At 52.9% G+C, this 21,752-nt stretch carries 22 protein-coding genes; 8 read left to right on the top strand and 14 right to left on the bottom strand.

Annotated features, from left to right (window positions below):
• Positions 1-371: 371 nt before the first annotated feature.
• The gene (gene gmhB, locus F3J38_RS12600; RefSeq protein ID WP_167138896.1) at positions 372-932 is read right to left on the bottom strand and encodes a D-glycero-beta-D-manno-heptose 1,7-bisphosphate 7-phosphatase; all 561 of its coding nucleotides are present in this window, start codon (positions 930-932) and stop codon (positions 372-374) included.
• A 188-nt stretch (positions 933-1,120) separates the two neighbouring features.
• Between gmhB and metN the strand changes: the two genes are divergently transcribed.
• The 6 genes from metN (at position 1,121) to proS (ending at position 6,678) form a co-directional block, all read left to right on the top strand.
• Complete coding sequence (gene metN, locus F3J38_RS12605) at positions 1,121-2,152, top strand: methionine ABC transporter ATP-binding protein MetN (RefSeq protein ID WP_058962051.1); 1,032 nt, start codon at positions 1,121-1,123, stop codon at positions 2,150-2,152.
• A complete protein-coding gene (locus F3J38_RS12610) occupies positions 2,145-2,798 on the top strand; it encodes a methionine ABC transporter permease MetI (protein WP_084937304.1) in 654 nt (217 codons plus the stop codon). The genes metN and F3J38_RS12610 overlap by 8 nt, the downstream gene beginning before the upstream one ends.
• 37 nt (positions 2,799-2,835) lie before the next feature.
• Complete coding sequence (locus tag F3J38_RS12615) at positions 2,836-3,651, top strand: MetQ/NlpA family lipoprotein (RefSeq protein WP_167138898.1); 816 nt, start codon at positions 2,836-2,838, stop codon at positions 3,649-3,651.
• Between the two features lie 115 nt (positions 3,652-3,766).
• Entirely contained in the window at positions 3,767-4,168 is a 402-nt protein-coding gene (rcsF, locus tag F3J38_RS12620; protein WP_167138900.1) for an envelope stress sensor lipoprotein RcsF, read from the top strand.
• Positions 4,165-4,869: a tRNA (N6-threonylcarbamoyladenosine(37)-N6)-methyltransferase TrmO gene (gene tsaA, locus F3J38_RS12625; protein ID WP_167138902.1), complete on the top strand. Its 705-nt coding sequence runs from the start codon at positions 4,165-4,167 to the stop codon at positions 4,867-4,869. The genes rcsF and tsaA overlap by 4 nt, the downstream gene beginning before the upstream one ends.
• Positions 4,870-4,959: 90 nt before the next feature.
• On the top strand, positions 4,960-6,678 hold the full coding sequence (gene proS / locus F3J38_RS12630; protein ID WP_167138904.1) for a proline--tRNA ligase: 1,719 nt from the start codon (positions 4,960-4,962) through the stop codon (positions 6,676-6,678).
• Between the two features lie 30 nt (positions 6,679-6,708).
• On the opposite strand, the gene arfB is transcribed toward proS, so the two are convergent.
• Complete coding sequence (arfB, locus tag F3J38_RS12635; RefSeq protein WP_167138906.1) at positions 6,709-7,119, bottom strand: alternative ribosome rescue aminoacyl-tRNA hydrolase ArfB; 411 nt, start codon at positions 7,117-7,119, stop codon at positions 6,709-6,711.
• 216 nt (positions 7,120-7,335) lie between these two features.
• Here arfB and F3J38_RS12640 point away from each other — a divergent pair, with 216 nt between their 5' ends.
• Both F3J38_RS12640 and rof read left to right on the top strand, forming a co-directional pair.
• Positions 7,336-7,536, top strand: coding sequence for a YaeP family protein (locus F3J38_RS12640; protein WP_013507964.1), 201 nt, complete (start codon positions 7,336-7,338; stop codon positions 7,534-7,536).
• The gene (gene rof / locus F3J38_RS12645) at positions 7,523-7,786 is read left to right on the top strand and encodes a Rho-binding antiterminator (protein ID WP_167138908.1); all 264 of its coding nucleotides are present in this window, start codon (positions 7,523-7,525) and stop codon (positions 7,784-7,786) included. The genes F3J38_RS12640 and rof overlap by 14 nt, the downstream gene beginning before the upstream one ends.
• A gap of 40 nt (positions 7,787-7,826) precedes the next feature.
• Here the strand turns inward: rof and F3J38_RS12650 are convergent, their stop codons facing one another.
• The 12 genes from F3J38_RS12650 to F3J38_RS12705 form a co-directional block, all read right to left on the bottom strand.
• On the bottom strand, positions 7,827-8,135 hold the full coding sequence (locus F3J38_RS12650) for a c-type cytochrome (protein ID WP_167139893.1): 309 nt from the start codon (positions 8,133-8,135) through the stop codon (positions 7,827-7,829).
• Positions 8,136-8,149: 14 nt separating this feature from the next.
• Positions 8,150-9,436: a tRNA lysidine(34) synthetase TilS gene (gene tilS, locus F3J38_RS12655; RefSeq protein WP_167138910.1), complete on the bottom strand. Its 1,287-nt coding sequence runs from the start codon at positions 9,434-9,436 to the stop codon at positions 8,150-8,152.
• A 54-nt stretch (positions 9,437-9,490) separates the two neighbouring features.
• On the bottom strand, positions 9,491-9,880 hold the full coding sequence (locus F3J38_RS12660) for a VOC family protein (RefSeq protein ID WP_084937325.1): 390 nt from the start codon (positions 9,878-9,880) through the stop codon (positions 9,491-9,493).
• Positions 9,881-9,955: 75 nt separating this feature from the next.
• Entirely contained in the window at positions 9,956-12,106 is a 2,151-nt protein-coding gene (locus F3J38_RS12665; RefSeq protein WP_167138912.1) for a lysine decarboxylase LdcC, read from the bottom strand.
• 360 nt (positions 12,107-12,466) lie between these two features.
• Entirely contained in the window at positions 12,467-13,426 is a 960-nt protein-coding gene (gene accA, locus F3J38_RS12670; protein WP_034829454.1) for an acetyl-CoA carboxylase carboxyl transferase subunit alpha, read from the bottom strand.
• 12 nt (positions 13,427-13,438) lie between these two features.
• A complete protein-coding gene (gene dnaE / locus F3J38_RS12675; protein WP_167138914.1) occupies positions 13,439-16,921 on the bottom strand; it encodes a DNA polymerase III subunit alpha in 3,483 nt (1,160 codons plus the stop codon).
• Positions 16,922-16,952: 31 nt separating this feature from the next.
• Entirely contained in the window at positions 16,953-17,579 is a 627-nt protein-coding gene (rnhB, locus tag F3J38_RS12680) for a ribonuclease HII (RefSeq protein WP_167138917.1), read from the bottom strand.
• On the bottom strand, positions 17,572-18,720 hold the full coding sequence (lpxB, locus tag F3J38_RS12685; RefSeq protein WP_167138918.1) for a lipid-A-disaccharide synthase: 1,149 nt from the start codon (positions 18,718-18,720) through the stop codon (positions 17,572-17,574). Before lpxB ends, rnhB begins: the two co-directional genes overlap by 8 nt.
• Before the next feature lie 3 nt (positions 18,721-18,723).
• Complete coding sequence (lpxA, locus tag F3J38_RS12690; protein ID WP_167138920.1) at positions 18,724-19,512, bottom strand: acyl-ACP--UDP-N-acetylglucosamine O-acyltransferase; 789 nt, start codon at positions 19,510-19,512, stop codon at positions 18,724-18,726.
• Between the two features lie 3 nt (positions 19,513-19,515).
• The gene (gene fabZ / locus F3J38_RS12695; protein WP_013507953.1) at positions 19,516-19,971 is read right to left on the bottom strand and encodes a 3-hydroxyacyl-ACP dehydratase FabZ; all 456 of its coding nucleotides are present in this window, start codon (positions 19,969-19,971) and stop codon (positions 19,516-19,518) included.
• A 192-nt stretch (positions 19,972-20,163) separates the two neighbouring features.
• A complete protein-coding gene (gene lpxD, locus F3J38_RS12700; RefSeq protein ID WP_167138923.1) occupies positions 20,164-21,189 on the bottom strand; it encodes a UDP-3-O-(3-hydroxymyristoyl)glucosamine N-acyltransferase in 1,026 nt (341 codons plus the stop codon).
• 3 nt (positions 21,190-21,192) lie between these two features.
• Positions 21,193-21,693 (bottom strand): OmpH family outer membrane protein, encoded by a 501-nt coding sequence (locus F3J38_RS12705; protein WP_039331207.1) that lies wholly within the window; start codon positions 21,691-21,693, stop codon positions 21,193-21,195.
• Positions 21,694-21,752 lie beyond the last annotated feature (59 nt).

The raw sequence follows: 21,752 nt of genomic DNA on the forward strand, positions 1-21,752 counted from the left end.
TCTGTAAAACGTCATAATGAATTTCATTATGTGTTCACTCGTGAGACTTGATATTTTTTACGTCCGGAGACGCTGATATCAATCCTGCGAGTGCCCACACAGATTGTCTGATAAATTGTTAAAGAGCGGTGCAATCAGCGCGTTAGCTTGCTGTTGCGAGGTGGCGTATATTACGCTTTCCTCCTTCAGAGTCAAACACTTTTTTCAGCGTCTTTCTCCGGCGGGATGAATCATTTCACTCCCTGCTGAGCCGTCTGCGTTGCCGCTTTGCCGTCTCAGTGGTGGCGCATTATAGGCAGGTTCTGAGGAAGCGCAAGGGCAATTTTCAAGTTTTTATTCGTTCGCTTGAAAATTGCACAAAACCACCTAAATTAGCCCTTTTTAATGCGTCCAGGCAGCTCTGAAAGGCTATTAAGCACCCAATCTGCTTCATTTTCCCCTTCAGCGGTGACCGGCTTACCAGTACGCACCAGCACTTTAGTGCCCACACCTGCCGCTGCAGCTGCCTGCATATCTTCTATTTTGTCACCTACCATATAAGAAGCAGCCATATCGATGTTCAGATGCTTCTGCGCAGAGAGCAGCATACCAGGCTGTGGCTTACGACAATCACACACCTGACGATACTCTTTTACTGTTGCATCTGGCAGATGAGGACAGAAATAGATGCCATCAAGATCGACATCACGATCCGCCAGCGACCAATCCATCCATTCGGTAAGCTGCATAAACTGGTCTTCGGTAAACATGCCGCGCGCAATACCGGACTGATTGGTCACCAAAACCAGCGCGTAGCCCATCTTCTTCAGCGCCTGTAACGCTTCAATGGTGCCGTCGATGAATTCAAAATTATCGATTTCGTGAACATAACCATGATCGACATTTAGGGTGCCATCACGATCTAGAAAAATAGCGGGGACTTTGTTCGACACGTAGAAACTCCTGCTGCAAATAATGCCGCACAGTATCGCATGATTGCATATATAGAGAGAATGGCAGATTGAATGACTTCGATTGATTTAGCCGTCTGGATGCCTTAACATCCATCCAAATTTCACGCAGTGCCATCGCGTGAAACCCGATACACCACGGACAACGCAACACGATAACTATTAAACTAATGATTAAACTCGAAAACATTACCAAAGTGTTCCAGCAAGGTTCACGCACCATTCAGGCGCTTTCAAACGTCAGCCTGCACGTGCCTGCCGGACAGATTTATGGCGTCATCGGTGCTTCCGGTGCCGGTAAAAGTACGCTGATCCGCTGCGTTAACTTGCTTGAGCGTCCAACATCAGGACGTGTTCTGGTTGATGGGCAGGATTTAACTGCCCTCTCCTCTTCAAAACTGACGCTGGCACGCCGTCAGATTGGCATGATCTTCCAGCACTTCAATTTGATGAACTCACGAACCGTCGCAGGTAACGTTGCGCTGCCGCTTGAATTGGGCAACCTGTCACGTGAGCAGATCAAAAACCGCGTAACTGAACTGCTGGAGTTAGTTGGACTGGCGGACAAGCACGACAGCTGGCCCGCGAATCTTTCCGGTGGGCAAAAACAGCGTGTGGCGATTGCGCGTGCGCTGGCCACTAATCCAAAAGTTTTGCTGTGCGACGAAGCCACCAGCGCCCTCGACCCAGCTACCACGCGTTCCATCTTAGAATTACTGAAAGACATCAACCGCCGTCTGGGGATCACTATTCTACTGATCACTCATGAGATGGATGTGGTGAAACGCATCTGCGACCAGGTTGCCGTTATCAGTAATGGCGAATTGATTGAGAAAGACAGCGTTAGCGAAGTGTTCTCACATCCTAAAACGCCGTTGGCACAGCAATTCATTCAATCGACGCTGCATCTGGATATCCCAGACGATTACCAGCAGCGCATGCAGCCGCAAGCCTCTGCTGAAAGCGTCCCGCTGTTGCGTCTGGAGTTCACCGGCAAATCGGTAGATGCGCCGCTGCTGTCAGAAGCTGCTCGTCGCTTCAATGTGAATAACAACATTATCAGTGCGCAGATGGATTACGCCGGCGGCGTGAAGTTCGGCATCATGCTGGCCGAGATGGATGGCAGTGAAACAGATACACAGGCAGCGATTGCCTGGCTGAAAGAAAATCATGTGAAAGTAGAGGTACTGGGTTATGTCTGAAGCGATGCTGTGGTTACTGACGCGTGGCGTCTGGGAAACGCTGATGATGACCTTCGTCTCTGGTTTCTTTGGTTTTGTGCTCGGCCTACCCGTCGGCGTGCTGCTCTACGTCACTCGCCCAGGACAGATTCTGGCCAATGGCGCGCTCTATCGCGTGCTCTCAGCGGTGGTGAATATCTTCCGTTCAATCCCCTTCATTATATTGTTGGTGTGGATGATTCCCTTCACGCGCATGATTGTCGGCACCTCCATTGGTTTGCAGGCCGCGATCGTGCCACTGACAGTCGGCGCAGCACCATTCATTGCGCGTATGGTTGAGAATGCGCTGTTAGAGCTGCCAACCGGTTTGATTGAAGCCTCACGCGCGATGGGTGCCACGCCACTGCAAATCGTGCGTAAAGTACTGCTGCCAGAAGCCCTACCGGGTCTGGTGAATGCCGCTACAATTACCCTGATTACGCTGGTTGGCTACTCCGCGATGGGCGGCGCAGTCGGCGCGGGTGGTCTGGGTCAGATTGGCTATCAATATGGTTACATTGGCTATAACGCCACTGTGATGAATACCGTGCTGATTTTGCTGGTTGTTCTGGTGTATCTCATTCAATTCTGTGGCGACCGCATTGTCCGTGCTGTGTCACATAAATAAGTAAACAACATCAATAGTCCTCTATTAAGGAAAGGATATGTCTTTCACATTTAAAAAGATTGCCGCTGTGGGTGCTCTGATTGGCGCAATTGCGCTGGCAGGATGCGATCAGAAAGCTAAAGATCCAAACCACATCAAAGTGGGTGTGATTGTCGGTGCTGAGCAGCAGGTTGCTGAAACTGCAGTTAAAGTCGCTAAAGAAAAATACAACCTGGATGTTGAGCTGGTGACCTTTAACGATTATGTGCTGCCAAACGAAGCGCTGAGCAAAGGCGACATCGATGTCAACGCCTTCCAGCATAAGCCATATCTCGATCAGCAGATCAAAGACCGTGGCTACAAACTGGTCCCGGTCGGCAATACCTTCGTGTATCCAATCGCTGGCTACTCGAAAAAGATCAAGTCACTGGATGAACTGCAAAACGGTGCACAGATTGCGATTCCTAACGATCCAACCAACCTTGGTCGTTCACTGCTGCTGCTGCAGAAAGTGGGCCTGATCAAACTGAAAGATGGCGTGGGCCTGCTGCCAACCTCTCTGGATATCGTAGAGAACCCTAAAAACCTGAAGATTGTTGAGCTGGAAGCACCACAGCTGCCACGTTCACTGGACGATCAGCAGATTGCTCTGGCGGTGATCAACACCACTTACGCCAGCCAGATTGGTCTGACGCCAGCAAAAGATGGCATCTTTGTGGAAGATAAAGATTCTCCTTACGTGAACCTGATCGTCAGCCGTGAAGATAATAAAGATGCGGAAAACGTGAAGAAATTTGTTCAGGCATATCAGTCTGATGAAGTTTCTGAAGCCGCGAACAAAATCTTCAACGGTGGTGCAGTTAAAGGCTGGTAATTTTCGCCTTTGATGCCATCCAGGGCGGCTTCGGCCGCCCTTTCTTTTTGCTGACTTGTTATTTAATCCCGTCCTTGTTTCAATAACGCCACTTTTTTCTATTGAGGATGTTGCTATGCGTTTCTTACCGCTCTGCTTGTTAGCCTTAATGCTAACTGGGTGTGTACGTGAATATCACCCAATAAGCAGCGCCCCCGCTCGTCCGCAACAGTCATCCAGCGAACCTGAGCGCAAACCCACGCCTCGCCCTGCGCCAGTGAAGATTTATACCGATGCGGCCGATCTGGTTAGCAACCCGTTCCGCGATCTGGGTGAAGTTTCCGCCGATGATTGCCAAAGCAGCAGCCAGGATTCACCACCAAACATCAATACCGCGCGTAAACGTCTGCAGATCAAAGCTGCCAACATGAAAGCGAATGCCGTTCTGCTGCATAAATGCGAAATCGTCACCAGCACGCCAGGCTGCTATCGCCAGGCCATTTGCCAAGGTTCAGCACTGAAAGTTTCCAATCAATGAGTGATTTTGCCTTTGCGCAAATCGGCGTCATTCGTTCGCCGTGGAAAGAAAAATTTGCCGTACCGCGCCAGCCTGGCTTAGTTCAGGATGGCGGCGGCGAGTTACATCTCTTGCCACCTTATAATCAGCCAGAAGCGGTGCGAGGGCTTGAAGCGTTCAGCCATCTTTGGGTGCTGTTTGTTTTCCATCAGACCATGGAAGGCGGCTGGCGTCCGACGGTGCGACCTCCACGGTTAGGGGGCAACGCGCGCATGGGTGTCTTTGCCACGCGCTCGACCTTTCGCCCCAATCCAATCGGCATGTCGCTGGTTGAATTGAAAGGCATTCGTTGTGAAAAGCAGCAGGTGATTTTACAACTCGGTAGTCTGGATTTAGTCGATGGCACACCGGTAGTCGATATCAAACCCTATCTGCCGTTTGCTGAAGCCCTGCCCGATGCCCGCGCTGGCTTTGCCCAGAGCGCACCGGATGCCACCATGCCCGTGCGTTTCTCGGCTCTGGCGCAGAACCAAATTCAGCAGCAGAAAAACCATCCCAATCTGGCACGTTTTATCGCTGACGTTTTAGCGCAGGATCCCCGCCCAGCTTACCGTAAAGGTGAAGCGGGAGATCGTGAGTATGCTGCCTGGCTACTCGACTTTAACGTGCGCTGGCGTATCGATGAGATCGGCACAGAAGTGATCGCTCTCGATCCACGCTAAAACAAGCTTTTGAGTGAATGATCTCGCTGGTACACTAGCCGCCAGAAAAATTTTTGTCAGTGTCCTTCCGTACAACTGGAATCGTAATCAATGCGTACTACTCAATATCTGCTCTCTACCCTGAAAGAGACGCCATCCGATGCGGAAGTGATCAGCCACCAGCTGATGCTGCGCGCCGGTATGATCCGTAAACTGGCTTCTGGTCTTTATACCTGGCTGCCGACCGGTGTTCGCGTGCTGCGAAAAGTTGAAAACATCGTACGCGAAGAGATGAACAACGCGGGCGCGATTGAGATCTCCATGCCGGTGGTTCAGCCTGCCGATTTATGGGAAGAGAGCGGCCGTTGGGAGCAGTACGGCCCAGAACTGCTGCGCATTAAAGATCGCCACGAGCGTCCGTTCGTGCTGGGTCCAACCCATGAAGAAGTGGTCACCGATCTGATCCGTAATGAGCTGAGCTCGTACAAACAGCTGCCACTGAATCTGTATCAGATCCAAACCAAATTCCGCGACGAAGTGCGCCCACGTTTTGGTGTGATGCGTTCACGTGAATTCATCATGAAAGATGCTTACTCCTTCCACATCTCACAGGAATCCTTGCAGGAAACCTACGATGCGATGTATCGCGCTTATAGCCAGAGCTTTAGCCGTATGGGGCTGGATTTCCGTGCGGTGCAAGCAGATACCGGTTCGATTGGCGGTAGTGGCTCTCACGAATTCCAGGTACTGGCGCAGAGTGGTGAAGATGATGTGATCTTCTCCAGCGAATCCGATTACGCAGCCAACATCGAAAAAGCAGAAGCCGTGGCGCCAGCGGGCGAACGTCCTGCGGCAACCCAGGCCATGACACAGTTTGCTACGCCAAACGCTAAAACCATTGCTGAGCTGGTCGAGCAACATCAGATCCCGGTTGAGAAAACCGTGAAGACGCTGATCGTGAAAGGTACTGAAGAGAGCGGCCACGCACTGGTTGCCTTGCTGGTTCGCGGCGATCACGAACTGAACGAAATCAAAGCCGAGCATCTGGATATTGTTGCCTCTCCACTGGAGATGGGCAGTGAAGAAGCGATTCGCGCAGCCGTTGGCGCGGGCTTTGGTTCAATCGGCCCGGTTGGTTTGAACATGCCTGTCATTGCCGACCGCACCGTGGCCAAAATGAGCGACTTCTCAGCAGGTGCCAACATTGATGGTCAGCACTTCGCCGGTATCAACTGGGTGCGCGATTTGCCAGAAGCCCGTGTGGAAGATATCCGTAACGTCGTCGAAGGCGATCCAAGCCCAGATGGTAAAGGCACACTGCAGATCAAACGTGGTATCGAAGTGGGCCACATCTTCCAGCTGGGTACCAAGTACTCTGACGCAATGAAAGCTGCCGTCCAGGGTGAAGAGGGCCGCAACCAGATCATGACCATGGGTTGCTACGGCATTGGGATCACCCGTGTTGTTGCAGCGGCGATTGAGCAGAACCATGACGAACGCGGCATCATCTGGCCGGCCGCGCTGGCACCGTTCGAAGTGGCAATTTTGCCAATGAACATGCAGAAATCGTTCCGCGTGAAGGAGCTGGCAGAAGAGCTGTACAGCCAACTCCGTGCCAAAGGCATTGATGTGATTCTGGATGACCGTAAAGAGCGTCCAGGTGTGATGTTCGCTGATATGGAGCTGATTGGCGTACCGCACACTATCGTCATCGGTGACCGTAACCTCGACAATGAAGAGATCGAGTACAAGGCACGCGCATCCAGCGAGAAGCAGATGATCAAACAGCACGATATTGTCGAGTTCCTGGCAAAAGCGCTGAACAAGTAAGACTGAAACGCCTCCAGCTGGAGGCGTTTTTCATTGCACTTTTCCCCGCATCGCCTTCACATTACTGCGCCGTGATTTCCCCTCAAGCCGCCGCTCTTTCGATGCCCGCGTTGGACGCGTAGCTCGTCGCGCCTTTTCGACCGTGGTCAGTTCACGAATCAGATTGATTAACCGCTGCAGGGCCGCCTCACGATTCATTTCCTGACTGCGATACTCCTGAGCTTTGATGATGACCACGCCTTCAGCGCTAATCAGATGGTGGCTTGCCGCAAGCAGACGCTCCTTGTAAAAAGGCGGCAGCGATGATGCGTGAATATCAAAACGCAGATGAATCGCAGTGGAGGTTTTATTCACATGCTGTCCACCCGCTCCCTGTGCACGGATGGCACTGAGCTCTACTTCATTGTCGGCAAGTGAGACCGATCGTGACACGACAATCATCTGTCACCTGCCGTTAAGTACGGCGTTGTGCCGCGTAATAACCTGTTCATCAACTTAACCTTTTGTGCGCCGTTGAAATACTTGAGACCAGCGCTATATGTCACTTTTACACTTTTCTTTGCATACATCACACCTCCCCCTGGCTGATTTCCATGAAAACCCTGTGATATAGTCGCTTATCAACCAGAGTATTTAAGCTCTGCTGAGGAGGTGTATGTGCAAAAGTATTGTGAGTTAGTTCGCCAGAAGTATGCCGAAATTGGTAGTGGCGACCTGGGGTATGTGCCAGACGCGATAGGTTGCGCGTTAAACGCACTTAACGATATTGCCGCTAATTCTGCGCTAAACTCTTCTGTCAGGGAACAAGCAGCTTATGCTGCTGCAAACTTATTGGTGAGCGACTATGTTGACGAATGAAGCCTACAAACCCATCAACTGCGATGACTACGATAGCCTCGAACTCGCCTGCACCAAACACTGGACGCTGTCTTTGGAGTTAAAAAATGGCGATCAGATTAAGGCGAAAGCCGTGGACATGGTTTCGCGTAAAAACGTGGAATACCTGACCGTCGATCTCTCTGGTGAAACCCGCGAACTGCGGCTTGACCATATCGCCAGCTTCAGCCACCCTGAGCTGGGCACCGTCATCGTCAGCGAAGACGAATAAATCCTGCATCTGGGCGGGAATCTTTTCCCGCCCCCCTCGCCTAAGGCTTCAACGAACTGTAATACGCCGCTAAATCTTGCATATCCTGATCGCCCAATCCCGCCACAAAGGCTTTCATCACCTCTGCCTGGCCACCGCTACGCTCCCCTTTTTTATAAGCCTGCAATGCATGCAGCAAGTAGGGCGCATGTTGAGCTGCGAGATTGGGATAGAGAGGTACAGCACTTTTACCTTCCGCTCCATGACAGGCCTGACAACTTGCCGCTTTCTGTGACCCCGCATTAGCATCACCATCGGCAAACGCCGGTAACGCAGCAGCCAGCAAAGCCGCTGCCATCCAGTATTTCATCATTGCTCTCCATTTTATTGTTGTTGTAACCAGACTGCCTGCCAGCCTTGCTCATCGCTGGCCGCACCTTCACGGGTGACAAAAATCCCCGGTGCACTAATGAGCGTCTGGTTGTAGTAAATCAGTGGGATACGTTCACGCTGCCACGGTGGCACGCCGAACTCCTGCCACAATTTTTTCATGTCGCGGCCACCTGCCCGCCCCTGCAAATGATAGTAACCCTGTGCCTGGAAACGAATGTTGATGGATTCGCCCTCAATCGGCTGGCGTAAGCAAGCTATCTCAGCGTTGCTCTGCAATGTACCTAAACCATCGGGCAACAGAAGCGCCTGGCGACGGTCATGCCAGGTAAGCAAGTGCTGACTCAGAGAGGGCTGTGGTGTGAGCCAAAATAGTTGCTGGCGATAACGACGCAACGTGAACGGACCAAAACTCAGGCAGGGATTGGCATCTTCGCGGCTGTGCATCACTTCATCGGTGATACGTTTTAACGCCTCGCGCGATGGCATTGTCCCCCCTTGCAGTGCGATCCAACGGCGCAACAGTGCATGCCGCTTTGGCTCGCTCATCGTTAGCAAAGCAGGGAAAGATAGGGCACCTCGTTCATCAACAAGTTGCGTCAGTAGTTCAGCCAGTAGTTCGTCAAGCAACTGCTCCTGCTCACCACACAGCGCTGCACTGCGGGCACTCGCAGCACTGAAATGGGGCCAGCGCGTCTGCAACAACGGCAAAATTTGCTGACGCAAAAAATTACGGTCGTAACGGACATCAGCATTACTTTCGTCTTCTATCCAACTTAGCTGGTGCTCTGCCGCATAGGCTTCCAGCTGCTGGCGGCTGACATCCAATAGCGGACGCAAATGCAAATGCGCACCGACTTGACGCTGCTCGGGCATCGCGGCTAATCCAGCCGGACCGCTGCCTCTTTTCAGGGCGAGTAACAGCGTTTCACACTGATCATCCAGATGTTGAGCGGTAAGTAAGTGCTCACCGGGTTGCAGTTGTTGAAACAATGCTTGATAGCGCGCTTCGCGAGCTGCGGCTTCGATACCTTTTACCTGCCCATCAACCTGAACCCGTAGCACTTCACAGGAAACATGCCACTGATGGCAAATCCCCATACAGTGCGTCGCCCAACTGTCGGCATTTGGGCTTAATCCGTGATGAACATGCAAAGCGCGCACGCGCAGTTGTTGGCTCACAAGCTGATGCAGCAACACGGTGGAATCCAGCCCACCACTGAACGCCAGCACATAACTGGCGTCGGGTGTCAGCAGCGAGGCAAGATGGGAAAAAGACATGGGTACGTTCCGTCAGAGCGAACCGCCTGATTGCGGCCCGCAGCGGAGGCTAGTTTACGCTTGATACAGCTCCAGCGGCAAACCATCTGGATCGGGGAAGAAAGTGCACGCCTTGCCGGTCAGGGCATCAATGCGGATGGGTTCGCACACCACACCTTTCTCTGCCAATGCAGCGATCGACTGTTCGACATCCTCAACGCAAAACGCCAAATGGCGTAGACCGCAGGCTTCAGGCCCACTGACGCGCGGCGGCGGAGAGGGAAACGAGAACAGTTCGATGGTATAAACACCGTTCAATCCTAAGTCCCCTTTCCAGGAGTCACGCTCGGCGCGGTAATATTCGCCGAGTAATTCAAAGCCCAGCACGTCACAGTAAAATGCCTTACTGCGCTGATAGTCGGTGGCAATAATAGCAATGTGGTGGATCTGTTTTATCTGCAGCATAGCGGCTCCGGTTTTCACATTAGCCGCATACCCTACGTGCTGCATGCGGCGCTGAAAAGAGGCATTAGTCCGAAGTTAACGGTTATTCTCTTCGCGCAAGACGCGCACCAGGTAGCGTCCATCCTCGGTGAGGGTTGCGCCATGAATATCCGTTTCAAAGCCGGGATAGTGCCGTCCGATAGTACAGAGCATCAGCAGAAAATCGAGCACCGCGCGGCTCTCTTCGGTGATCATCTCTCCGGGCATCACCAGTGGCACGCCGGGCGGATAAGGTAGGATCATATTGGCAGAAACACGGCCCACCAACTCACGGATATCGACGGTTTCGACTTGCCCCTGCACCTGGCGCTGGAAGGCCTGATGCGGCGTCATTTTTGATTCAGGTAATACATCGAAAGCCTTGAGCATCAGGCGCGGCAGATCGTGTTGTCGGATCAGATTATGAATGCCCTGCGCCAATGTCTGGATGCGCATATTGCGATAGAAGTCGGGGTCTTCCGCGTAGAGATCCGGCAGCATGTTTTTCACTCGCAGGTTGAGATCGTAGGCGCGTTTGAATTCTGTCAGACCACGCAGCACGCTCATGGCTTTGGTTTTATCGATGCCGATGCTGAACAGGAACAGCAAATTGTACGGCCCGGTCTTCTCTACCACCACCCCACGCTGATCGAGGAATTTAGCCACCAGCGCCGCTGGGATCCCCTCCTCCGCCATCTGTCCTAATTCACTCATGCCTGGCGTCAGAATCGTGACCTTGATCGGATCGAGGTACATGTGATCGCGATCGGCGTGCGTGAATCCATGCCAGTCTTCTTCGCCTGGCTGGATCGGCCAGCACTCAGCTTCATCAATCTGCTCAGGCTGCCAGATATCGAAGAACCAACCATCACACTCTTCGCGCAGCCGTTGAATCTCACGTCGGAAATGCAATGCTCGCTCAACCGATCGATTAATCAGCCGCTTACCTGGATTACCCCGCAGCATCGCTGCCGCTGTCTCAATGGATGACACGATGGCATAACTCGGAGAGGTGGTGGTGTGCATCATGTAGGCTTCATTGAAGGTATCGTGGTCGTAATCACCTTTAATATGAATCAACGAGGCTTGAGAGAACGCTGCCAGCAATTTGTGCGTTGATTGCGTTTCGTAAATCACCTTGCCCGGAATGCGCTCACCGCTCATACCACTCTTGCCGGCATAGATCGGATGGAAATTGGTGTACGGCACCCATGCCGAATCGAAATGAATGGAAGGGACATCCAGCGTTTGCTTGATGTATTGCGTGTTATACAGCAAACCATCGTAGGTCGAGTTGGTGATCACCGCGTGCACCGGCCAGGTGGCGCGCGGGGTGTCCTCTACCTTTTGTTGAATACTGTCACGGGTAAATTCATGCTGCGGGATGCCGCCCAAAATCCCCAGCGCATTACGTGTCGGCTTGAGCCAAATGGGGATGATGTCACTCATCATCAGCAGATGGGTGAGTGATTTGTGGCAGTTGCGGTCAATCAGTACCGTGCTACCCGCCGGCGCGGCATACATCCCAACAATTTTGTTCGAGGTCGATGTGCCGTTAGTCACCATATAGCTTTGTTCCGCGCCAAAAGTGCGCGCGACGTACTCTTCTGCTTCGAGATGCGGGCCGGTGTGATCGAGCAGCGAACCGAGTTCGGTAACGGAGATGGAGACATCCGCCTTGAGCGTGTTCGCCCCGAAGAAATCATAAAACAGGCTGCCCACCGGGCTTTTCTGGAACGCCGTGCCGCCCATATGGCCTGGCGTGCAGAATGTGTATTTGCCCTCTTTCACATAAGTGAATAGCGCTTTAGTTAGCGGCGGCATGATTTTGTCGATGTATTCATCGGTGTACTGGCGGATGTGCAAGGCAATGTCGTCAGCGGCATTCAGCGCGTACTCGAAGAACTGCAGCGCCATGCGCATTTCGTTAATACTGACATCCATCTGCGAATGGGTGTTGATAAAGGCATACAGCGGCAGATATTCGTTGAGCTGATTGATGTCGCTGCACAGCGCCAGACTGTAATCGTCCCAGTCAAAAATCACACCACAAATGCGTGGGTTGTGTTCAATCAGTTTCAGCAGGTCGCTGGCATTGTTGGGATAGACGGTCTGGAAACCTTGCAGCTTGAGGGCTGCGTCCAGTTCACGAATCGGTTCATCTTTGTAGAACGCGCCGTGCGGTCCCATGATCGCGATAATATTCAATGCTCACCTCCTGTGGTGTTATGGCACTGAATAAGGATAGCGAAAAGTGAGAGTTGAATGTTCTGGAATGCGGTGTTGATGATAAGAGATGGTGTTGTTTGAGTGGTGTTGTTTGGGAGGCTTTGCTGTGAATCGGGTGCAAAGGCCAGAAAAGGCCAGCCCGATCGCAAAGGAACAACGCATCCATGCAGATCGGCCGGGCCGTCCATGGCCCGGACGCTTTGCTCTTCGGGCTGGCCTTCTCTGGCCGGTTAGATTGTCATTGCTGCCCGATTCGTAGCAGTCTGTACGATCGCGCTCAGTAATCAACGGGCATAAAAAAGCGGACCGGAGTCCGCTTTTCTTCATGAGCAAGCTAGCTTACGCGTAGCCGTAGCTCATCAGGCGCTGATAGCGACGGTTGAGCAGCTCTTCGGTGCTCAGCACGTCGAGATCCGCCAGATCCGCCAGCAGTTGCTTTTTCAAGCTTGCCGCCATATCCACTGGTTGACGATGCGCGCCGCCCAGTGGTTCAGGGATGATCGAGTCGATCAGCTTCAGCTCTTTCAGACGATCGGCGGTGATGCCCATCGCTTCCGCAGCCAATGGCGCTTTATCGGCGCTTTTCCACAGGATTGACGCACAGCCTTCCGGTGAAATTACCGAATAGGTGCTGTACTGCAGCATGTTCACTTTGTCGCCCACACCAATCGCCAGCGCACCACCGGAACCGCCTTCGCCAATCACGGTGCAGATCACCGGAATTTTCAGACCTGACATTTCACGCAGGTTGCGTGCGATCGCTTCTGACTGACCACGCTCTTCGGCGCCCACACCAGGGTATGCACCCGGGGTGTCGATGAAGGTGATCAGTGGCATTTTGAAGCGTTCAGCCATTTCCATCAGTCGCAGCGCTTTACGGTAGCCTTCTGGTGCTGGCATACCGAAGTTACGACGGATTTTCTCTTTGGTTTCACGACCTTTTTGATGGCCAATGACCATCACTGGACGACCATCAAGACGGGCAATACCGCCGACAATCGCTTTGTCATCGGCATAAGCGCGGTCGCCAGCCAACTCATCGAAATCATCAAACGCGTTACGGACATAGTCCAGCGTGTAAGGGCGCAATGGATGACGCGCGAGCTGCGCAACCTGCCATGCACCTAAATCTGAGAAGATTTTACGGGTCAGCTCGACGCTTTTCTCGCGCAGGCGCTGCACTTCTTCATCCAGATTAATATCGTGTTTCTCATCCGAACGACCAATTGACTTGAGCGAATCGATTTTCGCTTCCAATTCTGCAATTGGCTGTTCAAAATCCAGGTAATTAAGACTCATAATGTTCCTGTTTTAGTCAAACTCCAGTTCCACCTGCTCCGATCCTACTAACGACCGCAAATCGTTAAGTAAACGATCGCTGGGCGAAATACGCCACGCTGCACCAAAGCGCAGCTTCGCCCGCGCATCTGCTCTCTGATAATAGAGATGCACCGGAATAGTCCCAGAGCGATGAGGCTCCAAAGACTGGCGGAGACGGTTTAAAAGCTGGTCATCAATTTGCCTGTCCGTCAGCGAGATAGCAAGTCCGCGCGCGTATTTTTCCCGCGCTTCGTCGATGTCCATCACTTCTCGAGCGGTCATTTTAAGGCCACCGCTAAAGTCATCAAAGCTGACCTGTCCGCTGACGATCAGGATACGGTCTTTCTCCAGCAGCTGCTGGTATTTATCTAACGCATCGGTAAATAACATCACTTCCAGACGACCAGATCGATCGTCGAGAGTACAAATACCAATTCGGTTGCCGCGCTTGGTGACCATCACGCGGGCAGCAATCACCAGCCCCGCCGCGATGGTTACTTTACCACGATCCGTCGGATGCATGTCCTTCAGACGCATGCCGCCGACGTAGCGATCGATTTCTTTCAAATATTGGTTAATCGGATGCCCAGTGAGGTAAAGCCCGAGCGTCTCACGTTCGCCATCCAGTTGAATCTGTTCCGGCCATGGCGTGATGTTGGTGTATGACTTCTCCACCTGCTCAGGCTCTTCGGCCAGCACGCCAAACATATCTGCTTGTCCGGTGGCTTCCGCTTTTGCGTGCTGATCTGCGGCTTTCAATGCATCACCGAGTGCACTCATCAGCGCCGCGCGATGCGGGCCGAGGCGATCAAATGCCCCCGACATGATCAGCTTTTCCATCACGCGACGGTTAATCTTTTTCGTGTCGGTACGCGCGCAGAGATCGAACAGCTCTTTGAAGTAGCCGCCTTCATTACGCGCTTCAATGATCGCTTCGATCGGCCCCTCACCCACGCCTTTGATCGCGCCAATACCGTAAACGATTTCACCTTCATCGTTCACGTGGAACGGATACAGACCGGAGTTGATGTCGGGCGGCAGCACTTTCAAGCCCATGCGCCAGCACTCATCCACCAGGCCAACGACCTTCTCGGTGTTGTCCATATCGGCGGTCATTACCGCTGCCATAAATTCTGCTGGGTAGTGCGCTTTCAGCCACAGCGTCTGGTAAGACACCAAAGCATAGGCTGCCGAGTGCGACTTGTTAAAGCCATAACCCGCAAACTTCTCTACCAGATCGAAGATCTTCATCGAGAGTTCGCCGTTAACACCCATTCTTTCTGCACCGTCCTGGAATACAGAACGTTGCTTTGCCATCTCTTCGGGTTTCTTTTTACCCATTGCACGGCGCAGCATATCCGCGCCACCCAGGGTATAACCCGACAACACCTGAGCGATCTGCATCACCTGCTCCTGATACAGGATGATGCCGTAGGTTGGTTCCAGTACCGGCTTCAGGGTTTCGTGCTGCCACTGAATATCCGGGTACGAAATTTCTTCACGGCCGTGCTTGCGGTCAATGAAGTTATCAACCATGCCCGATTGCAGCGGTCCCGGACGGAACAGCGCCACCAGTGCGATCATATCTTCGAAACAGTCGGGCTTCAGACGCTTAATCAGGTCTTTCATGCCGCGCGATTCAAGCTGGAATACCGCTGTGGTTTCCGAGCGTTGCAGCATATCGAAGCTTTTCTTGTCATCCAGCGGGATGGCCGCGATATCAATCGGCTCCAACCCTTCTTTGGCTCGGCGCGGGTTAATCATCTTCAGCGCCCAGTCGATGATGGTCAGCGTACGCAAGCCGAGGAAATCAAACTTCACCAGCCCGGCGTATTCCACATCATTCTTATCAAACTGGGTAACCGGGAATTGGCCATTTTCGTCACAGTAAAGCGGCGCAAAATCAGTGATTTTGGTCGGTGCGATAACCACCCCACCGGCGTGTTTACCGGCGTTACGTGTGACACCTTCCAGCTTGCGCGCCATATCAATCAGCGCTTTAACCTCTTCATCTGCCTCGTAGATTTCCGGCAGCTGCGGTTCCGCTTCAAAGGCTTTTTCCAGCGTCATGCCGGGATCCGGCGGGATCAATTTGGAGATGCGATCGACAAAGCCATACGGATGACCGAGCACGCGTCCCACGTCACGGATAACCGCTTTCGCCGCCATGGTACCGAAGGTGATGATCTGCGAAACCGCTTCACGCCCATACATTTCAGCGACGTGATCGATAACCTGATCGCGCTTCTCCATGCAGAAATCGACGTCGAAGTCGGGCATCGACACACGTTCCGGGTTGAGGAAGCGTTCGAACAGCAGGTCAAACTCCAGTGGATCGAGATCGGTAATCTTCAGCGCATACGCCACTAATGAACCCGCGCCCGAACCACGGCCCGGCCCAACCGGGATACCGTTATCCTTCGACCACTGGATAAACTCCATCACGATCAGGAAGTAGCCGGGGAAGCCCATCTGGTTGATAACGTTAAGTTCGATTTCCAGACGTTCGTCATACTCGGGGCGCTTTTCGGCGCGCAACGCATCATCCGGGAACAAAAATTCCAGACGCTCTTCCAGCCCTTCGCGTGACTTCATGACCAGAAAATCTTCGGTGCTCATATCCCCGGTCGGGAACTGTGGCAGGAAGTACTCGCCGAGGCGCACCGTGACGTTACAACGCTTAGCAATCTCTACGCTGTTTTCCAGCGCTTCCGGGATGTCCGAGAACAGCTCGCACATCTCCTCTTCGCTGCGCATATATTGCTGAGGACTGTAATGACGTGGGCGTTTTGGATCGTCCAGCGTGAAGCCATCATGAATCGCCACGCGGATTTCATGGGCGTCAAAATCTTCTTCATTCAGGAAGCAGACTTCGTTAGTGGCCACCACGGGCACACCTTCGGCAATGGCTAACTCAACGGCGGCATGCAGATAAGCCTCTTCATCGGCACGTCCGGTACGCGTCAGCTCGAGATAATAACGATTGGGGAAGTGTTCCTGATAGAAACTGAGGCACTGCGACACCAGCGCACTGTTGCCGCGCAATAAACTGCGGCCAACATCGCCCTTGCGTCCACCAGATAACAGAATTAACCCTTCACCCAATTCAACCAGCCAGTCACGGTCGATAATCGGACCCGCAATGCCATAGCCACGCTGATAGGCGCGTGATATCAACAACGTCAGATTTTGATAGCCCGTGTTGTTGGCGGCAAGCACAGTGAGCTGCGTAAGCTCATCACCCATCAAATCGCTGGCAACGTGGAAATCAGCCCCCACGATCGGTTTAACCCCTGCATCGTGCGCGCTACCGTAAAAACGCACCAAACCACAGAGGTTGATGTAATCGGTAATCGCGATCGCCGGCATGCCGAGCGCAGCCGCCTTCTTGACCAGTGGCTTGGTTTTCGCCAGACCATCGACCATGGAGTAGTCGCTATGAACGCGCAGATGTATAAAACGAGGTTCAGCCATATCAGTTTCCGGTTAAAACAGCGTCAGGCTATTAAAGCGTAGTCGGCTGACGCGCGGCCAGCACGTCGGCATCTATCAGGGCATTACGCACCGGCGCGAAGCTGCGGCGGTGATGAGGCGTGGCGCCAAACTGAGTCAGCTTTTCCATATGCAACGCGGTTGGATAGCCCTTGTGTTGGGCAAAACCATATTGCGGAAACAGCAGATCTAACTCTGCCATTTCGCGGTCACGCGTCACTTTGGCAATAATCGATGCGGCACTGATTTCCTGCACCAGGCTGTCGCCTTTGACCACGGCCTGTGATGGCATTGGCAGTGTTGGGCAACGGTTACCATCGATCAACACAAAGTCAGGTGTCACTGGCAATCCCGCTACCGCACGCTGCATTGCCAACATGGTAGCGTGCAGAATGTTGAGCTGGTCGATCTCTTCAGGCTCGGCACGGCCAAGACTCCAAGCCAAAGCTTTCTCTTTGATCTCGTCATATAGCGCCAGACGACGCTTCTCCGAGAGTTTTTTCGAATCAGCTAAACCCTTAATCGGATTCGCAGGATCGAGAATCACCGCAGCCGTGACGACCGCGCCAACCAGTGGGCCACGTCCGACCTCGTCAACACCCGCAATGCGTTGGGCGTTGGGATAGATAAAATCAGCCATTGGCTATCTCCAGCACGGCATCCGCGGCCTGCTCATCAGCATTCCAGCGAATCTGTTGGTGTAATTCGTTGAAGGTACTCAGTAACGCATCGCGCTCTGGGCCGGCATGCAACAGTGGTTCTAAGGCTGCTGCCAAAGCTTCTGGCTGACACTCATCTTGTAGCAGCTCTTTCACCAGCTCGCGTCCAGCCAGTAAGTTAGGTAATGAAACGTAAGGTGTTTTCACCAGACGTTTTGCTAACCAGAAGGTGAACGGCTTCATGCGGTAACCCACCACCATTGGGCATTTCGCTAACATGCATTCCAGTGCCGCGGTACCCGATGCCAAAATAGCGGCATCGCTGGCAATCATGGCCTGGCGCCCTTTGCCATCCAGCAAATGCATCGGCAGCTCCGGCGCGACCTCGGCTTTAATCTGTTCGAACTGCTCACGGCGCTTGGCATTGACCAGTGGCACCACGATTTCCAACGTAGGGTAACGCTGACGCAGTAACTGTGCAGCGCGCAGGAAGTCAGCGCTCAGCATTTCGACCTCGGCACCACGGCTGCCCGGCAGCAAGCCCAGACAGATCGCGTCATCTGCGATACCTAACTCACGTCGCGCAGCGGACTTATCTGGCTGCAGCGGCATGGCATCCGCCATGGTGTGGCCGATAAAGCGACATGGAACGTTGAAACGATCATAAAACGCTTTCTCAAACGGCAGAAACGCCAATACCAGGTTGGTGTTGCGGCCAATTTTGAACACGCGTTTTTGTCGCCACGCCCATACAGAAGGACTGACGTAATGAATCGTGCGGATCCCCGCGCGCTTCAGGCTGCCTTCCAACGTGATATTGAAATCTGGCGCATCAATGCCGACGAAGACATCAGGCTTGAGTTCGGTAAAGCGCTGGGTTAAATCCTTGCGAATACTTAGCAAGCGGCGCAGGCGGCCGAGCACTTCGACAATACCCATCACTGCAAGCTCTTCCATCTCATACCAGGCTTCGCAGCCTTCGGCTTGCATTAATGGACCTGCAACGCCAACAAAGCGAGCATCAGGATGGCGCGCTTTGAGCGCACGAATAAGACCTGCACCAAGAATATCGCCGGAGGTTTCTCCGGCGACCAGGGCAATCGTTAAGGGACGCACTGACATGGATTAACGAATCAATCCACGCGTTGAACGAGCAAAGAAGTCATAGAAAGGCTGCACTTCGCTATGTTGTTTCGCCAGCTCTTCAATCTCTGGTTTCACTTCATCCAGCGTTCTGCCGCTGCGGTACAGTAATTTGTACGCATTACGAATCGCGTGCAGTGCTTCTTTGCTGAAGCCACGGCGCTTAAGACCTTCGATGTTAATGCCGAACGGTGTTGCGTGGTTACCCTGCGCAATCACGTAGGGAGGCACATCCTGCGCGACGCCTGAACAACCGCCAACCATCACGTGTGCACCAATGGTGCACCACTGGTGTACCGCCGTCATGCCGCCGATGATCGCGAAATCATCAACAGTTACATGGCCGCCCAGCGTGGCGTTGTTGGCGAAGATGCAACGGTTGCCAATCACACAGTCATGAGCAATGTGCGCATTGACCATCAGCAGGTTATCGCTGCCAACTTTGGTGACGTTGCCACCCTGTGTGGTGCCACGGTGAATGGTGACGCTTTCGCGGATGCGGTTGCGATCGCCAATTTCAACACGAGTGGGTTCACCGGCATATTTCAGGTCCTGGTTTACTTCACCAATGGAAGCAAACTGATAGATCTGATTGTCTTTACCGATACGCGTATGGCCATTCACCACCACGTGCGATTTAAGCACCGTGCCTTCACCAATTTCCACGTTAGCACCGATAAAGCAAAACGGGCCGATGTGAACATTGGCGCCGATGACGGCACCCTCTTCAATAACGGAACTGGGATGAATACTGGCGGTTGAATCAATCACTAATTATGCCTCCCGGCTACGGGCACACATCATGGTCGCTTCACAGACAATCTTGCCGTCTACCGTTGCCACGCCTTTAAAGCGCGTCAGACCACGACGAGTTTTCTCAAAAGTCACTTCCATGATCATCTGATCGCCCGGCACAACCGGACGCTTGAAGCGCGCTTCGTCGATACCGGCGAAGTAATAGAGTTCGCCGGGTTCCAGTTTTCCAACGCTTTTAAACGCCAGAATGCCGGTTGCCTGCGCCATTGCTTCCAGAATCAGAACGCCTGGGAAAATCGGCTTACCAGGGAAGTGTCCCTGGAAAAACGGTTCATTAACAGAAACGTTCTTCACCGCACGCAGATATTTATGCTCTTCAAATTCCAGCACGCGGTCAACCAGCAAGAAAGGATAGCGGTGCGGCAGCAGTTCTAAAATCTCTTCGATTTTCAGAGTATGCGTTTCAGTTGTCAAAATACTCTTCCTGTCCTAAAAAATCTGATGGCAATAATAACACGGCCTGCACAGATCAAAATGATCCTCCGCAGGCCGCAAATCAGTTCGGTGGCGTAACGCTTTCTTGAGAGACCTTCTACCTTGCCCGGTCAGACCGAAAGAGGCAGAAAGTACGCTGCTTTTTTATGAAAGCGGGTCGCTGGGATGCGTTTAGTCGTCTTTGCCGACCTTACGTTCGATGGCTTTTAAGCGCTTGCTTATTTCATCGATATTCATCACCAAGGCTGCCGTTTTACGCCAGGTTTTGTTGGGTTGCAGTGGGATACCCGATGAGTATACCCCAGGCTCTGTGATGGGGCGCATTACCATACCCATGCCGGTTACGGTCACTTTGTCACAGATTTCCATATGGCCGTTAATGACGCTGGCACCGCCAATCATACAATAACGCCCAATCTTCAGACTACCCGCCATGATCACACCACCCGCAACGGCAGTGTTGTCTCCAATCACAACGTTGTGCGCAATCTGACACTGGTTGTCTATGATAACACCATTGCCGATCAGAGTGTTATCCAGTGCACCGCGATCGATGGTGGTACAAGCACCAATTTCTACGCGATCACCAATCACCACGGTTCCCAGCTGAGGGATTTTCACCCAATTGCCACGGTCGTTAGCATACCCGAAACCATCAGCACCGATCACGGTACCCGACTGAATCAGACAATCCTGACCAATCTCGATCTCATGGTAAATCGTAACGTTAGCCCACAAACGTGAGCCGCGACCGATACGCGTCTGCTTACCAACAAAACATCCTGCGCCAATCACGACGTCGTCACCCAGCTCAACGCCAGACTCGATCACCGCATTTGCACCCACCGAAACATTCTTACCCAGTGACGCTGTTGGATCGATTACCGCACTGGGCGCGATATTTTGCGCGGGCTGAGGCGTCGTGTCCAGCAGTTGTGCCATACGGGCATAGGTCAGGTAAGGATTTTTCACCACCAGGGCGGCCGTTTTACACCACTCCAGATCCGCTTCCGTCAGCACCACGGCTGAAGCCTGGATAAGAGCGAGCTGCTCGCGGTAGCGGCTGTTTGCAAGAAAAGTGATTTGACCAGTGGTGGCGGATTGCATAGAAGCAATGCCGGAGATGACGATATCGCCATCTCCGTGCAATTCTGCATCCAACTGCTGGGCTAAATCAGCCAGTCGAATTGATGACATCGATTATTTAACCTGTTTAACAACGTCAGCAGTGATGTCTTTCGCATCAGCAGAAGAGTACAACACGGCCTGAGAATCCAGCACCAGATCGTAACCTTCGCTCTTCGCTACAGACTGAACAGCGGTCTGGATTTTAGCCAGCAGCTTGTTACGTTCCTGCATCTGACGAGACTGGTTGTCTTTGTCGAAAGCCTGCGCTTTCTGTTCAAAAGCAGCACGCTCAGAAGCAATCTGCTTCTCTTTCTTAGTGCGGTCGCTGGCTTTCATGGTTGACGCATTGCGCTGCAGATCCTGGATTTCGCCCTGGATTTTCTGCTGCTGCGCCTGGAGGTCAGAAGCACGGCCTGAGAACTCGCCCTCAAGCTGTTTAGCAACAGCGGCACGCTGCGGAGACTGCTGGAAAACCTGGCTCAGGTTCACGACAGCGATTTTATCGGCCGCTTGGGCACCCGCAGAAGCAGCTAATGCAACACCCAGAGCAGCAGCACAGAACAACTTTTTCACTATAAACTCCTTACCTCAACGTGTGTGTTTGCAGCGTGTCACGCCTGAGCGCGACACGG

Origin of the sequence: Candidatus Pantoea formicae, from assembly GCF_011752625.1 — a bacterium.
Taxonomy (GTDB): domain Bacteria; phylum Pseudomonadota; class Gammaproteobacteria; order Enterobacterales; family Enterobacteriaceae; genus Pantoea; species Pantoea formicae.

Excerpts from the sequence above, each read along its gene's own strand:
- rof (WP_167138908.1), top strand. The coding sequence starts at position 7,523 with ATGTTGACGAATGAAGCCTACAAACCCATCAACTGCGATGACTACGAT.
- F3J38_RS12660 (WP_084937325.1), bottom strand. The coding sequence starts at position 9,880 with ATGCTGCAGATAAAACAGATCCACCACATTGCTATTATTGCCACCGAC.
- rnhB (WP_167138917.1), bottom strand. The coding sequence starts at position 17,579 with ATGGCTGATTTTATCTATCCCAACGCCCAACGCATTGCGGGTGTTGAC.
- proS (WP_167138904.1), top strand. The coding sequence starts at position 4,960 with ATGCGTACTACTCAATATCTGCTCTCTACCCTGAAAGAGACGCCATCC.
- tsaA (WP_167138902.1), top strand. The coding sequence starts at position 4,165 with ATGAGTGATTTTGCCTTTGCGCAAATCGGCGTCATTCGTTCGCCGTGG.
- lpxB (WP_167138918.1), bottom strand. The coding sequence starts at position 18,720 with ATGTCAGTGCGTCCCTTAACGATTGCCCTGGTCGCCGGAGAAACCTCC.
- tilS (WP_167138910.1), bottom strand. The coding sequence starts at position 9,436 with ATGTCTTTTTCCCATCTTGCCTCGCTGCTGACACCCGACGCCAGTTAT.
- lpxD (WP_167138923.1), bottom strand. The coding sequence starts at position 21,189 with ATGTCATCAATTCGACTGGCTGATTTAGCCCAGCAGTTGGATGCAGAA.
- metN (WP_058962051.1), top strand. The coding sequence starts at position 1,121 with ATGATTAAACTCGAAAACATTACCAAAGTGTTCCAGCAAGGTTCACGC.
- rcsF (WP_167138900.1), top strand. The coding sequence starts at position 3,767 with ATGCGTTTCTTACCGCTCTGCTTGTTAGCCTTAATGCTAACTGGGTGT.
- dnaE (WP_167138914.1), bottom strand. The coding sequence starts at position 16,921 with ATGGCTGAACCTCGTTTTATACATCTGCGCGTTCATAGCGACTACTCC.
- F3J38_RS12650 (WP_167139893.1), bottom strand. The coding sequence starts at position 8,135 with ATGAAATACTGGATGGCAGCGGCTTTGCTGGCTGCTGCGTTACCGGCG.
- F3J38_RS12610 (WP_084937304.1), top strand. The coding sequence starts at position 2,145 with ATGTCTGAAGCGATGCTGTGGTTACTGACGCGTGGCGTCTGGGAAACG.
- F3J38_RS12615 (WP_167138898.1), top strand. The coding sequence starts at position 2,836 with ATGTCTTTCACATTTAAAAAGATTGCCGCTGTGGGTGCTCTGATTGGC.
- arfB (WP_167138906.1), bottom strand. The coding sequence starts at position 7,119 with ATGATTGTCGTGTCACGATCGGTCTCACTTGCCGACAATGAAGTAGAG.
- accA (WP_034829454.1), bottom strand. The coding sequence starts at position 13,426 with ATGAGTCTTAATTACCTGGATTTTGAACAGCCAATTGCAGAATTGGAA.